Source organism: Natronomonas moolapensis 8.8.11, from assembly GCF_000591055.1.
Taxonomy (GTDB): domain Archaea; phylum Halobacteriota; class Halobacteria; order Halobacteriales; family Haloarculaceae; genus Natronomonas; species Natronomonas moolapensis.
Map to the genome: position 1 here is coordinate 1,278,357 of NC_020388.1, position 12,572 is coordinate 1,290,928.

General features: G+C 67.6%; 12 protein-coding genes. 6 read left to right on the top strand and 6 right to left on the bottom strand.

What is annotated here, in order from left to right:
- Positions 1–233: 233 nt before the first annotated feature.
- A complete protein-coding gene (locus NMLP_RS06375; RefSeq protein ID WP_049926708.1) occupies positions 234–1,022 on the top strand; it encodes an aldo/keto reductase in 789 nt (262 codons plus the stop codon).
- A gap of 135 nt (positions 1,023–1,157) precedes the next feature.
- Positions 1,158–1,907 (top strand): hypothetical protein, encoded by a 750-nt coding sequence (locus NMLP_RS06380; RefSeq protein WP_015409303.1) that lies wholly within the window; start codon positions 1,158–1,160, stop codon positions 1,905–1,907.
- 9 nt (positions 1,908–1,916) lie between these two features.
- On the opposite strand, the gene NMLP_RS06385 is transcribed toward NMLP_RS06380, so the two are convergent.
- The 4 genes from NMLP_RS06385 to NMLP_RS06400 all read right to left on the bottom strand — a co-directional run bounded on the left by NMLP_RS06385 (position 1,917) and on the right by NMLP_RS06400 (position 6,338).
- On the bottom strand, positions 1,917–2,978 hold the full coding sequence (locus NMLP_RS06385; protein WP_015409304.1) for a M42 family metallopeptidase: 1,062 nt from the start codon (positions 2,976–2,978) through the stop codon (positions 1,917–1,919).
- A 76-nt stretch (positions 2,979–3,054) separates the two neighbouring features.
- Positions 3,055–3,774 (bottom strand): NAD(+)/NADH kinase, encoded by a 720-nt coding sequence (locus NMLP_RS06390; RefSeq protein ID WP_015409305.1) that lies wholly within the window; start codon positions 3,772–3,774, stop codon positions 3,055–3,057.
- Between the two features lie 247 nt (positions 3,775–4,021).
- Complete coding sequence (locus NMLP_RS06395; RefSeq protein ID WP_015409306.1) at positions 4,022–5,854, bottom strand: PAS domain S-box protein; 1,833 nt, start codon at positions 5,852–5,854, stop codon at positions 4,022–4,024.
- Between the two features lie 79 nt (positions 5,855–5,933).
- Entirely contained in the window at positions 5,934–6,338 is a 405-nt protein-coding gene (locus NMLP_RS06400; protein ID WP_015409307.1) for a DUF5778 family protein, read from the bottom strand.
- 95 nt (positions 6,339–6,433) lie between these two features.
- Here NMLP_RS06400 and uppS point away from each other — a divergent pair, with 95 nt between their 5' ends.
- The gene (gene uppS / locus NMLP_RS06405) at positions 6,434–7,339 is read left to right on the top strand and encodes a polyprenyl diphosphate synthase (protein WP_015409308.1); all 906 of its coding nucleotides are present in this window, start codon (positions 6,434–6,436) and stop codon (positions 7,337–7,339) included.
- 78 nt (positions 7,340–7,417) lie between these two features.
- On the top strand, positions 7,418–8,398 hold the full coding sequence (locus NMLP_RS06410; RefSeq protein WP_049926233.1) for a lysylphosphatidylglycerol synthase transmembrane domain-containing protein: 981 nt from the start codon (positions 7,418–7,420) through the stop codon (positions 8,396–8,398).
- Between the two features lie 163 nt (positions 8,399–8,561).
- Here NMLP_RS06410 and NMLP_RS06415 read toward each other — a convergent pair whose 3' ends face one another.
- Positions 8,562–9,170, bottom strand: a complete 609-nt coding sequence (locus tag NMLP_RS06415) for an undecaprenyl diphosphate synthase family protein (RefSeq protein ID WP_015409310.1) — start codon at positions 9,168–9,170, stop codon at positions 8,562–8,564.
- A gap of 83 nt (positions 9,171–9,253) precedes the next feature.
- Between NMLP_RS06415 and NMLP_RS06420 the strand changes: the two genes are divergently transcribed.
- Positions 9,254–10,582 (top strand): DUF92 domain-containing protein, encoded by a 1,329-nt coding sequence (locus tag NMLP_RS06420; protein ID WP_015409311.1) that lies wholly within the window; start codon positions 9,254–9,256, stop codon positions 10,580–10,582.
- On the top strand, positions 10,579–10,983 hold the full coding sequence (locus tag NMLP_RS06425; RefSeq protein ID WP_015409312.1) for a GNAT family N-acetyltransferase: 405 nt from the start codon (positions 10,579–10,581) through the stop codon (positions 10,981–10,983). Before NMLP_RS06420 ends, NMLP_RS06425 begins: the two co-directional genes overlap by 4 nt.
- Here the strand turns inward: NMLP_RS06425 and dnaG are convergent.
- Positions 10,960–12,504: a DNA primase DnaG gene (gene dnaG, locus NMLP_RS06430; RefSeq protein ID WP_015409313.1), complete on the bottom strand. Its 1,545-nt coding sequence runs from the start codon at positions 12,502–12,504 to the stop codon at positions 10,960–10,962. The two genes, NMLP_RS06425 and dnaG, sit on opposite strands and share 24 nt — an antisense overlap.
- Positions 12,505–12,572 lie beyond the last annotated feature (68 nt).

Below are 12,572 nucleotides of genomic sequence, written 5' to 3' on the forward strand. Positions count from 1 at the left end.
GCACCGTTCGCCGACCCGATCGGCGAGCACGCCGTTCGGGAGCTGCGAGAGCGACGTGTCGATACGCCACGCGGCGGCGGCTCCCGTCGCGACGGAGACCTCCTTTCAATCCGGCCCCGCGATCATCGAGCGTCCGGGGTCGTGGTTTTACCGGTCATCCACAACCGTTTTCGCGTCGAGGCCGCAACCCCGAGGCGATGACACAGCAAGCGCTCGTTCCGGACCGGACCGGAATGCCGGGACTCGGACTCGGAACGTGGCAAAACGAGGCCCCCGACACCTGTGCCGAATCCGTCCGAACCGCTCTAGAAGCCGGGTACAGACACGTCGATACGGCCCAGATCTACGGCAACGAGGCGGCGGTCGGCCGCGGCATCGCCGCCGCTGACATCGACCGCGAGGACGTCTTCCTCGCGACGAAAGTCTGGATCGACAGCCTCGCCCACGACGACGTGCTCGAATCCACCGAGGAGAGCCTCGAAAAACTCGGCACGGAGTACGTCGACCTGCTGTACGTCCACTGGCCGGCGGGCGAGTACGAACCCGAGGCGACGCTGTCGGCCTTCGAGCAACTGCGGGAGTCGGGTGCGATCGACCGCATTGGCGTCTCGAACTTCGAGCCGAGCCACGTCGAGACCGCCCAGTCGGTCGTCGACGCGCCGATTTTCGCCAACCAAGTCGAGATGCACCCGCTTCTCCCACAGCGCGAGCTCCGGGCGTTCTGTGCGGACGCCGGCGTCGAGTTGGTCGCGTACTCGCCGCTGGCCCGCGGCGACGTCTTCGACGTGGACGTCCTCTCGGACATCGCCGACGACCGCGGGGTCAGCGAGGCGCAGGTCAGCCTCGCGTGGCTCCGCGCGAAGGACGTCACGCCGATTCCGAAGGCGACCGGCGCGGATCACATCCGCGACAACTGGGCGTCGCTGGAGCTCGAGTTGACCGACGAGGAGGTCGGACGCATCGACGGCATCGACGCCGAACGCCGACAGGTCGATCCCGACTTCGCCCCGGCGGCGTGGTGAGGCGTCCGACGCGGTGCTGCCGACAGCGTCGTGAGACGTCCGACGCGACGCTCGACCTCCGGCGTGTGACAGCCGATCCGCCCTCGAGACGCGGAGGCCGGAAGCTATTTTTACGCCCGAGGGGAGGAACGGAGTATGACCGAAGGCGGCCTCGTCGAGGGGATGAAAGTCGACGTCGTCCGGCTCCACGAGACGTGGATGGAACTCGTCTTTCCCCGTCAGCGAACCGCCGTCCACACGGTCCTCGGGAAGTGGCGCCCCCGGACCACCGGCGACCGGATCAAATACCGACTCTGGGGTGTGGTGGGCGTGCCGCTCGTTGCGCTGCTCTATCCGCTGTTGCTCGTCGGGTTCGGCGTTCGGTTCAACGCCCGCCGCCTCGACAGCGCGACCGCACGCCTGGGCGTGATCGGCGTCGTCCTCGTCACCACGTTGATCTGGGGCGGGCTGACGGCGCTGGCCAGACTCCGGCTCGATTTCGGCGGCGTCGTCGCCGTCGGCGCGGCCAGCGCCGTGGCGGTCGTTTCGGCCGGGCTCGCGGCGGTGTTCGTCCGCAGCGGGGGTCGCGGGACGACCGTCGCGCTCGCGTACCCGTTCGCGATGAACGCCGTCTTTCTCCCGCCGGTTGTCGCGGCGCTGTACGACCCGTCGCTGAGCGGCGTCTTGGAACGCAGCGAGGCCCTCGCGATCTTCCTGCTCGATCGTTTTTTGTACGTCGGCGGAATCAACGAGTACCTGCGGGCGAGCTTCAGCCTCGAGGGTGTCGGCGTCGTGTTGATGTGGGTCGGAATCGCGACTCCTCTGGGGTGGCTCTTCGGTCTCGTGGTCTCCCTCGCGGACCTGATCCGCCCGCAGTCGGGTGACGACGCCGGCGATGACTTTTGAGTCGGGCGATCAGAGCGTGTAGTCGTGCGTCCCGTCCTCCGTCCGCAACGCTGCGACGAGCAACTCGATCGCCGCGTCGAGGTCGCCGCCGTGGACGCTTTCAGTCGGCGTGTGCAGGTACCGCGTCGGGATCGAAATCGCGCCCGCGGGACGGGCACCGCCGGCGCGCTGGAGGCCGCCCGTGTCGGTCCCGCCGGCAGGCAACACCTCGAGTTGGTGGTTGATCCCGCGATCCTCGGCCACCCCTCGGAGCCGTCGGTTGAGCTTGTGGTTCGTGACGACACTCGAGTCTTTCAGTTTGATCGCCGCCCCCTCGCCGAGTCGGGTCACCTGCTCGCCGGCCTCGAAACCGGGGACGTCGTTTGCGACCGTCGTATCCAGGTTGTAGACGAGGTCCGGGTCGAGATCGACGCCGAGCGCCGAGGCCCCCCGGAGGCCGACCTCCTCTTGGGTCGTCGCGGCGAAGTGGATCGTCGCGTCGGGGTCGTCGATCCGGCGGGCCGCCTCGATCGCCGCGAGCACCGACACCCGGTTATCCAGGGACTTGCCGGTGACGAACTCGCCGACGCGTTCGGTCCGGCCGTCCATCGTGACGAGGTCGCCAACGGAGACCCGCTCCGCGACCGTCTCGGCGTCGAGACCGAGATCGACCCGGGCGTCGCCGACCGCCCGTTCGGCTTTCTTTTGTTCGTCGGTCAGCGTGTGCGGCGGGACCGCGCCGATCACACCCGGACAATCGCCGGTCTCCGTGTGGACCGTGACTCGCTGCGCCCGGAGGATACGCGGGTCCCATCCGCCGAGGGCGTCGAGTTCGAGAAAGCCATCGTCGTCGACGTGTTTCACCATGAACCCGATCTCGTCGATGTGGGTCGCTACGACGACCTCGTAGGCGGGGTCGGAGCCCTCGATAGTGCCGAGGAGGTTACCCATCGAATCCGACCGGAGCCGGTCGACGTGACCGTCGAGTTCCGCGCGGACCCGTGCTCGAATTTTGTCCTCGTAGCCCGGCACGCCGGGCGTCTCGACAAGGTCCGCGAGCAGTTCGTCGTCGAACGCGAAGTCGGTCGACATACCCGAACATCGGGGCGGGCAGTTTATAAACCGTCGCGCTCGGCACCGCCGCTTCGAGGGGCGCGCTCGCCACCGATTACTTAAACGGTGCAACGGACTCCGGGAGGCAGTACGTCTCGATCCACCCGGCCCGCGACAGCGTCACCGGGCCGCCGGCATCGACGGTCGCCTCACGGCGGCCGTCGACGAGCAACTCGACCGGCGTCTCGTCGCGTTCGACGGAGAGCCGGACGGACGCGAGCGGGAGCACCCAGTGATCGATCGAGGTCGCAAAGGGCGCGATCGGCACCACGCTCGCGACCCCGGTGCCGGACGCGACGACGGGACCGCCGGCGCTTCGGTTGTAACCGGCGCTCCCAGCCGGCGTGGAGGCGACGACGCCGTCGGCACGGAACCGCGCCACCCGATCGCCGTCGCTGTGGACGGCGAACTCGGAGATTCGGGCCGGTTCGGCGGCCGCGAGCGCGACGTCGAACATCGCTCGAACAGGTGCGACCGAGCCGGCCACCTCGACGACCGGGTGTCGCACTGTCGGCGGATCGTTCCCGAGGGCCCGTTCGATCGCGGGTTCGAGTCGGTCGAACGGGACCGCCCGGACGCCCGGATCGTCACCGACCGTCAACACCGGTACCTCGGGGACCGACCGGGCGAGATCGACGATCGCGTCCTCGCCGGCGGCGGCGACGAACCGAACCGATCCGAACGCCGCCGGCTCCCCGATTGGCTCCCCACCGGCGGCCTCGACGGCCGAGGCCAACCGTCCATCGCCGACGACACCGACGCGCTGTCCGCTCATCTACCGGAATAAGGGCCGGGGGAGTAAAAAGTCCCGCCGTCGTCGGATGCGTCCGTGGCCCGCTACTGCGGTCACACCGAGGCACATTGAGTCGCTTTCCGCGAAGCCGGCGGGTCCCACCGGCGATCCGCGCTGTCGTCGGAGGATCGCTCGCTTCGGGGGTCTCGAGACGACGGCGGTACCGACCGAGACGACGGCGGCACCGACCGAGACGACGGCGGAAGCCGGGGAATCCCTCGTCGGTGCGTCACTCGACTGTCGGGAGTTTCACGACGAAGACCGACCCCTCCGGCTCGTTGTCCTCGACCCACACCTCGCCACCGTAGCCGGTGACGAGTGTGTCCACGAGATACAGCCCCATCCCGGTGCCGGCGCTATCGAGCCCCTTTCGCCCCTTTCCGAAGACGGTCTCTTTTTGCTCGTCGGGGATGCCCGGACCGTTGTCCGCGATCCGTACGGTCACCGCCCCGTCCCGTTCGGTCGCCGTGATCGTCACCTCGGGCACGGCCTTGTCGTTGTGCTGGATCGCGTTTTTGATGAGGTTCTCGAAGACGGACGGAAACATCCCGTCCGCGGTGACGTGAACCGAGGAGAGCCGGGCCTCATACGAGATCACCGGCTCGGGATACGAGGATCGGATCTCGCTGATTTTGCTTTCGAGCGTCGCTCCGAGGGGAACCCGTCGCGTTTCGCTCGAATCCGAGAGCAAGACGTCGGCTATGTCCCGAGCCGTCTGTGTGAGCTCGACGGCGTGTCGGGCACTCTCCAATACCGTCGCTGCGTGTTGGCTCGCCTCCTCGCCGTCACACGAATCCTTGAGAAGCTCCGCGTACGAGGTGACGAGCTGGAGGTCGTTGCGCACGTCGTGTCTGAGCACCTGGTTCAGTATTTCGAGCGTATCGCGCTGCTCTTCGAGCGTTCGCTCGTACTGTTTTCGTTCTGTGATGTCTCTCACAAGTTCGTGCAAGACCGGGTCGCCGTCCAAGTAGAACCGGCTGAGCTTCACCTCGACCGGAAACTCCGTCCCGTCGTTCCGCGTGTGAACCCACTCGAAGGACGCTTCCCCCTCCTCGAGGGCGGCCTCGATGTGATCCTTCGCGGCTGTTTTCGAGTCCGCCCCGTCGGGCTGTGTCTCCGGCGATAGCTCCCAGGGGGTCCGCTCGGTGAACGCCTCGACGGAGTCAAATCCGAACAGCTCTAGGGCCCTCTCGTTGCAATCGAAGAATCCATCCTCGTCGAGGAGCACGACCGCGTCACGGGCGTCCTCGAACAGGCTCCGATACTTGGCTTCGCGGTTTTCGAGCTCCCGTTCGTACTGCGTTTGTTCCGTGATGTCCAACTCGGCGCCGACGATCTCCGGTTCGCCCCCGTACTCGATGCGGCTGCCGTGTAACTCGATGTCGATCCGTTCGCCGTCCTTGGTCAGCCCGACCGTCCGGTACTGGATCTCGTCGACTCCCTGTTCGAGACGCCGCTGGAGGTTCTCCTCGACCCGCTCGCGCTCTTCGGGGGCGACGAGGTCCAGCACCGACATTCCGACGACGGATTCGCGGTCGTACCCGTGTACCTCCGCGAGTTTCGGATTGACGTAGACGAACTCGCCGTCGCGTATGACGTAGATGCCGACGAGGTTCTGTTCGACGAGTTCTCGGTACCGACGCCGTGTCGCGTCGCGTTCCCGATCGGTTCGGAACGTCTCGACCGCCCGGTCGATCCGGTCTCTCACCGCGGGAAACTGCTCGATTCCGCTGTCCTTCCCGAAGTAGTCGGTGACACCCGCCGAGATGGCGTTGCTGGCTATCTCCTCGCTCCCCTCGCCGGCGAAAAGAAAAAACGGGAGGCCGAGGCCCCGATCGCGGACGGTCTCGAGGAACTCGATGCCGGTTCCCTCGGGCAGATCGTACGCAGCGACGACGCAGTCGAAGTCCGTCTCGGCGAGACGGCCGATTCCCTCGCTCGCATCCGTCGCCGTATCGGCCTCGAAACCGTCGCATCGTCCGAGGCGATCGATGAACGTTTCGGTGAAGTCCCGGTCGTCGTCGACGCAGAGAACGCGGATCGCATCGGAGTCCCCCTCCATACCCCTATCTGTCCGGTATATGTGATAAATAACCGGGGTTGCAGCCGGCTCGGAGCTCCAGATCCGCGAGCGGGGTGCGCTACTCGCCGCGGACGCCGGTCGCGTCGAAACCGAGTTCCTCCACGCCCTCGACGATCGCCGCCTGGTCGGCGTCGGCCTCGTAATAAAACACCACGTCGTAGGTCCCCTCGCGCATCAGCTGTTGGCACTCCCAGACGAACTCCTCGCCGTCGAGCGTGAGCCCCTGGTGTTGGTTGATGCCGAACGACTCGTCATCGTTGCCGGAGTAGACGTAGGTGTCGGTCGGCTCGATCCCCGCCGCCTCCGAGATGAGGTTGCCGACGTCGAGAGTGGCCTGATGGAGCGTCGGCTCCTCGTCGCTCGTCAGATTGGTGTCGACGATCACACCGTTGAGCCGTATCTCGCCCGGTTCGAGAAGCGCCTTCGTCCGCCGATACAGGTCGTCGTCGATGGGTTCGGCCATGTCGGAGCCATCGCCACCGACGCTAATACGCGTCACGGTCCCCGCCGATCCGCAGAAAACAAGACTGATTGCGCCGGGGGGGATAGATCCGATGAATGCTTCAGCGCCTCCGGGGACTCACACGGCGGCTCTACGAGCGCGTGCTCGAACGTGAGGTCGCCGGCGTGCCGGCACACGTCGCGGTGATCCAAGACGGAAACCGCCGGTACGCGCGCGAACACGGCGAGGAGACGACCGACGGGCACCGAGCGGGCGCGGACACGACCGAGCGCGTCCTCGAGTGGTGTGCCGACCTCGGCGTCGAGGAGTTGACCCTGTACGCCTTCTCGACGGAGAACTTCGAGCGCCCTCCCGAGGAGCGCGAAGCGCTGTTCGACCTCATCGCCGAGAAGCTCCGGACGTTCGCGGACCGCCCCGAAGTCCACGACCGCGGCGTCCGGATCCGGGCGATCGGAGAGACCGAACGCCTGCCACAGCGGGTCCGCGAGGCGGTCGCCTACGCCGAGGGACGCACCGACGACCACGACGCCTTCCGGTTGAACGTCGCACTAGCCTACGGCGGCCGCGCCGAACTGCTCGGCGTCGCCCGGGACGTCGCTCGCTCGGCGGCGGCGGGCGAGTGCGATCCGGGGGATGTGACCGTCGAGACGATCGAGGACCGCCTCACGACCGGACCGACGCGGGACGTCGATCTCATCATCCGGACCGGCGGGGCCGAACGGACGTCAAATTTCCTGCCCTGGCACGCCAACGGCAACGAGGCCGCCGTCTACTTCTGTGCCCCGTACTGGCCGGAGTTCTCGCGGATCGATTTCCTGCGGGCGATCCGGACCTACGAGTCGCGCCGGGAGTCGTGGCGAAAGAGCCGCGCCCAGCGGGCGGCGGCGCTGGTCCGGGCCGCCGGGGACGACCTAGAGGGATCCGGCGGGGTCGCCGGGATACGATCCCTCGATCGGAGCGATCCCGAGGACTCGGGCGACCACGATGCGCCACTCGGGTGAACCGGCCGCCGATGTTGGCCAACGGTCGGCCGATATATGCGGATTTTTATCGGTTGCGGACGGATGCAGCACCTACCGATGCGGGACAAGGTGAAACCGTTACTCAGCCTAGTTGCGGCGGGCCTCGCGTTCGCGGGGATCGTCCTCTTTGTTGACCTGTCGGAGACGTTTGCGGTCGTCCGCGACTCGGATCGACGATACGTCTCCGTCCTGTTCGTCTCCATGACGGTCGCGACGCTCATGCGGGGGTACGTCTACGTTCGGTTGCTCTCACTCGTCGGGTTCGACGGCGGGCTACGCCGCGGGCTGTGGCTGTTTTTGGTGTATACGGTGTTCCGGTACACCCTGCCGTACGCTATGGCCGGCACGCAGACGGTGCTGGCGTATCTCTCCTCGCGAGACGAACGCGTCGACGTAGAACACGCGTTCGGCGCGGTGTTGGTCGCCGACATTCTGGTGTACGTGCCGCACTTCACGCTGGGCGCCGTCGGCATCGCTGCCTATAGCGGCGCCGTACCGGACGGCACGCTCGTCTCGACCGGACTGCTCCTCGGAGGCCTCGTTGCGGTGCTGTGTCTCGGATACTACCAGCGCTGGATCGTCTACCGGGCGTTCGAGCGCGTGACGGACCTCGCGAACGCCGTGTTGACCCGCGTCGGGGGGACCTCGACCGTCGGTGGGGCGTCGCGCGTGTCGTCGTTCTACGAGTCGATCGACAGGATCTCCGCGAGCCGCCGGGCGACTGCGAGCGGGGTCGTGTTCGGACATCTTGGAATGGCCTTTTTGATGCTCCCGCTCACCGTCGCCGGATACGCGGTCGGCGTGACCATTCCGATCGAACTCGCGGCCGGCATCGTGATGACGACGAAGTTCTCTGGCGTTCTCCCCACACCGGGCGGAGTGGGCGGAATAGAGGCCATCATGATCGCGATGCTCGTCGGCGTCGGGGATATCGGGGGCGCGAGTGCCGCCGCCGTGACGCTTCTGTACCGGCTCTCGACGTACTGGTATCTGCTTTTGCTCGGCGGGATCGCCGCGCTCCCGTTCGTACGGGGCTGAGAACGGACTGTGCGCGAGTCCGGATGCCGACTCGCTTCGCTCGCCGCCCAGGGCTCGGCCTACCGGCCGAACCGGATGCCGACTCGCTTCGCTCGCCGCCCAGGGCTCGGCCTACCGGCCGAACCGGATGCCGACTCGCTTCGCTCGCCGCCCAGGGCTCGGCCTACCGGCCGAACCGACGCTTTCGTTCCTGAAAATCGCGAACTGCGCGCAGGAAGTCGCGGCGTCTGAAGTCCCGCCAGTTGACGTCGGTGAAGTACAACTCGGAGTACACCGACTGCCAGATGAGGAAATCCGAGAGCCGCTCGGCCCCGGTCTTGATCACCAGATCGGGCGGGGACTGAAAAACGAGCCGGCGTTCGATCTCGCTTTCGTCGATCTCGTCGGGATCGAGTCGTCCCTCGGCGGCGTCCGCCGCGATCCGCTGAACGGCGGACGCGAACTCCTGGCGACCGCCGAGGCCGATGCTCACCTGCACCGGGGCGTCGGCCACCAGTTCGGCACCCGGCTCGCGGATCGCGACCGGCCGAGGGGTTTCGAGACCGGACAGCGCCGTCCGAAGCGTCGGGACCACGGCCTCGTCGAGGACGCTCACGTAGATCAACACCTCCTCGATGCCGACCTCGAACGCCCACCGGAGGAACGACGAGAGCGTATCGTATGCACCCTGCTCGAGGAGGTCATGTTCGGTGGTGACCAAAGCGATCCGCCCCGGAACATCTTCCCCGCTCAACCGGATCCGGGCGGCGAGATAGCGGTCGTACAGGCCCACGACCCTACATTCGCCGCCGGCGTTCTCAACGTGTCGATCCGCCCTTCGGGAAGATTAAGTGATCAACGGGGATACCTCGGGTCGTGACCGGGGACATCTCTCGCGCCGTCGGCTACCTCCTCGTCGGGAGTCTGGCGTTCGTCGCCCCGGTGCTCGAGGGGCGCGTCGACGACACACTCGCCGCGGTCGGCACCGTTTCGCCCTTCGTCCTCCTCGCGACGATTGCACTCGCCTCGAAACGGGGACCGATGTTCGAGTTCTTCGCCCGCCACGGCGACCGGAAGGCCGAACGGCTCTACAGCCTCGCGTCGTTCGCACTCGCCGTCTGCGCGCTCGCGGTGCTTTTCGCCGCGCTGGATCTCCCACTGGCCGCGTTTGTCGCGTCGGTGTTCGTCCTGACCGCCGGCAACCTCGGCCAGCGACTCGCGGCGGCCCGCGTGCCCGCCCCCATCGTCGGCGCCGCCGCCTTCTGTGTGCTCGGGACGGCAGCCGGCGTCGCGGCGGTGTTCGTCGCTGGGGCACTCGGCGGCACCGTCCCCGCCCCCGAAACTGTCGTGTTCGTCACCGCCAGCGGCGCGATCGTCGGGGCGATCGTCAGGGCCACCCTCTCGCCGTTCGACGACACTTCCGTGCTGTTGTCGGTCGCGCTCGTCGTCTGGTTTCTGCTCGGGCTGGCCCCTGTCTCGGGGCCGACACCGGTCGCGGTCGGCCTCGCCGCTACGGTCGCGTTGGGCTATGCCGCCTACGCGCTCGGCACCGCCTCAACGAGCGGGACGCTCAGCGGCGTACTGCTGTCGCTTTGGGCGGTCGTCCTCGGCGGCTACGGCTGGTTCGCCCTGCTCGTCACGTTCTTCGGGCTGGGCGGGCTGGCTTCGAAGTACCGATACGATGAAAAGCTCAAGCGGGGTATCGCCGAGGAGAACGAGGGGGCCCGGGACGGCAGCAACGTGCTGGCGAACTCCGCAGTCGCCCTCCTCGCCGTCGTCGCCTACGCCGCCTCCGGAACGCTCGGCGTCGACCCCCTCGTCTTCCAGTTCGTCTTCGCCGGCGCGGTCGCGGCGGCGCTGGCCGACACGTTCTCGAGTGAGTTCGGCGGCCTCTTCGACTCCCCGCGGCTGGTCACGACGCTCGATCCCGTCCCCGCCGGAACCGACGGCGCCGTCACCTGGCAGGGCGCACTCGCCGGGGGGATCGGCGCCGGCCTCATCGCCACCCTCGCCGTCGGTTTCTTTGCATTCGGCCCCGCCGCGGCGCTCGTGGTTCTCGGAACGGGGTTCCTCGGGATGGTCGTCGACAGCGTCCTCGGGGCGACGCTGGAAGGCGGGCGGGTCGGCAACCAGAGCGTCAACCTGCTCGCGACGCTCTCGGCCGGCGTCGTCGCCGGCACCGTCGCCGTCGCCTCGTTCGTATGATCCGGGCGATGACGACGGTGGATCGGCCGGCCGTCCGGCGTCTGCAGGATCACCTCGCCTACGCCGATCCGGACCTCGTCGGCGCCGCCGTCACAGGGCCGTTTCTCGGCCGCGTCGCCGTCGATGGTGATCGGGTCGTGGGGTACGCGATCGCGCTTCCGGCGCGCTCGACGGCGCTCTCGGAACTCGTCGTCGCGCCACACGCGCGAGAAACGGGCCACGGCCGGGCGCTCGTCGAGTCGGTCGCGTCCGATAACACAGAGCGGATCGTCGTCACGACGCCGGTCGAACGCGAGTCGGCCAGGCGGTTCTACGACGCCATCGGGTTCGAGCTCGACGCCCGACGGCCTGGCTTCTACGCCGACGGTGCGGACGCGCTACGCCTCGTTCGACGCCAGTAACTGATCGACGGTGCGTATCCGAACGCTCGTCGGTCGTTTGACGAACTCCCCGGTCGAGGCGGCGACCACGTGTTCGACGCCGCGCTGTGCCGCGACGTCGAGAAGCCGTTGGTCGAGTTCGGCGTCGACGACGACCGCCGTGGGGACTGGCTCCGCGTCGACGAGTCGCTCGAACGCCGCCGCCGCGTCGCCGGACGACAACACGCCGTACTCCGCATCGAGCAGGTGAACCCGACCAGAACTCTCGCCGATAACCGCCCGGGTATGCCCGCGAAGTGTGTCCGGTTGCGCCGGGGGCCGCCCGTCGTCGGTCGCCTCGTCGGTGTCGTCGGTCGCCTCGTCGGTGTCGTCGGTCGCCTCGTCGGTGTCCGCGTGATCGGTGTCGTCAGCGGCGTCGGCGCTGCCCCGCGCTTCGGCGCTATCGGCCGACTCTCCGGCGTCCGCTGTCGTGGGCTCCTCCGACGTCCGCTGCGTGGCGCCTTCGGGTGAGGCCTCGACCGCGGTGGCGTCCGCGGCCTCGGCCTCGACGGCGTTATCGCTCCCGGTCGACGTGGGGTGGCCGCTGTCCGAGGGGCGCCCCGCCGGCGCGTCGGGGTCCGCGTTCACAGTTGCGGACCCGGCGGTGTCGCTGGCCCGGTCTATGGCCGTATCGCCGTCCGACGCCTCGGTGTCCTCGCCCGAGGCGGCGGCTTCGGTCGATCGGCCGGCCGCTTCGGCCGCCTCGAAGCGCTCGTAGGGGACCTTTTCGCGAAGCGCGGTCATCACCTCGTGTCGGTCGAGGTCCTCGACCGAGCGGTCCTCGGGCGCCCGCGCGACGTAATCGATGTCGCCGACCTGTGCCAACTCCCGTCGGATGAGTTCACCGCCGCGGTCACCGTCCAGAAAGGCGGTAACGGTTCGGGACTCGGTCAGTTCGGCGATCTGCTCGGGGACGTTCGTCCCCTCGACGGCGACGGCGTTCTTGATTCCGTACTGCAACAGCGTAAGCACGTCCGAGCGCCCCTCGACGACGATGATCGCGTCTGAGTCGGCGACGCGCGGGCCCGCGGGGAGTTCCTCGTACTCGGTGATGTCCTCGATTCTGACGGCTTGTCGGACTTCCTCGACCAAGTCGCTACTCGAGCGTATCGACTCGTCGAAGGCGCTTCCGAACAGTACCTTCGCACGCTCGACGACCTGGCGACGTCTGGCCGCCCGAACGTCCTCGATCTTTCTGACCTCGATCGTCGACCGGCAGGGGCCGACCCGATCGATCGTCTCTAGGGCCGCCCCGAGGATGGCCGTCTCGACCCGATCGAGGCTCGTCGCGATGGTGATCCGGCCGAACGACTGGCCGTTCTGGGAGTCGATCTCGACGTCGATCCGTCCGACCTTCGAGGAGTCCTGTAGCTCACGGAGGTCGAGTTCGTCGCCGAGAAGGCCCTCGGTCTGGCCGAAGACCGCCCCGACGACGTCGGAGCGTTCGACGATCCCCTCCGCCGTGATGTCCGCGTGTACGAGATATTTGGCTGTGTCTTGCATTGATGAACTGCCCGTCACCGGGCGATAGTGATGGTAATTGATCCATGAGTGACCCCATGGGTGGTTTA

Coding starts and splice junctions, on each gene's coding strand:
- NMLP_RS06410 (WP_049926233.1), top strand. CDS start 7,418: ATGCGGGACAAGGTGAAACCGTTACTCAGCCTAGTTGCGGCGGGCCTC.
- dnaG (WP_015409313.1), bottom strand. CDS start 12,504: ATGCAAGACACAGCCAAATATCTCGTACACGCGGACATCACGGCGGAG.
- NMLP_RS06385 (WP_015409304.1), bottom strand. CDS start 2,978: ATGTCGACCGACTTCGCGTTCGACGACGAACTGCTCGCGGACCTTGTC.
- NMLP_RS06400 (WP_015409307.1), bottom strand. CDS start 6,338: ATGGCCGAACCCATCGACGACGACCTGTATCGGCGGACGAAGGCGCTT.
- NMLP_RS06380 (WP_015409303.1), top strand. CDS start 1,158: ATGACCGAAGGCGGCCTCGTCGAGGGGATGAAAGTCGACGTCGTCCGG.
- NMLP_RS06390 (WP_015409305.1), bottom strand. CDS start 3,774: ATGAGCGGACAGCGCGTCGGTGTCGTCGGCGATGGACGGTTGGCCTCG.
- NMLP_RS06395 (WP_015409306.1), bottom strand. CDS start 5,854: ATGGAGGGGGACTCCGATGCGATCCGCGTTCTCTGCGTCGACGACGAC.
- NMLP_RS06375 (WP_049926708.1), top strand. CDS start 234: ATGCCGGGACTCGGACTCGGAACGTGGCAAAACGAGGCCCCCGACACC.
- uppS (WP_015409308.1), top strand. CDS start 6,434: ATGCTTCAGCGCCTCCGGGGACTCACACGGCGGCTCTACGAGCGCGTG.
- NMLP_RS06425 (WP_015409312.1), top strand. CDS start 10,579: ATGATCCGGGCGATGACGACGGTGGATCGGCCGGCCGTCCGGCGTCTG.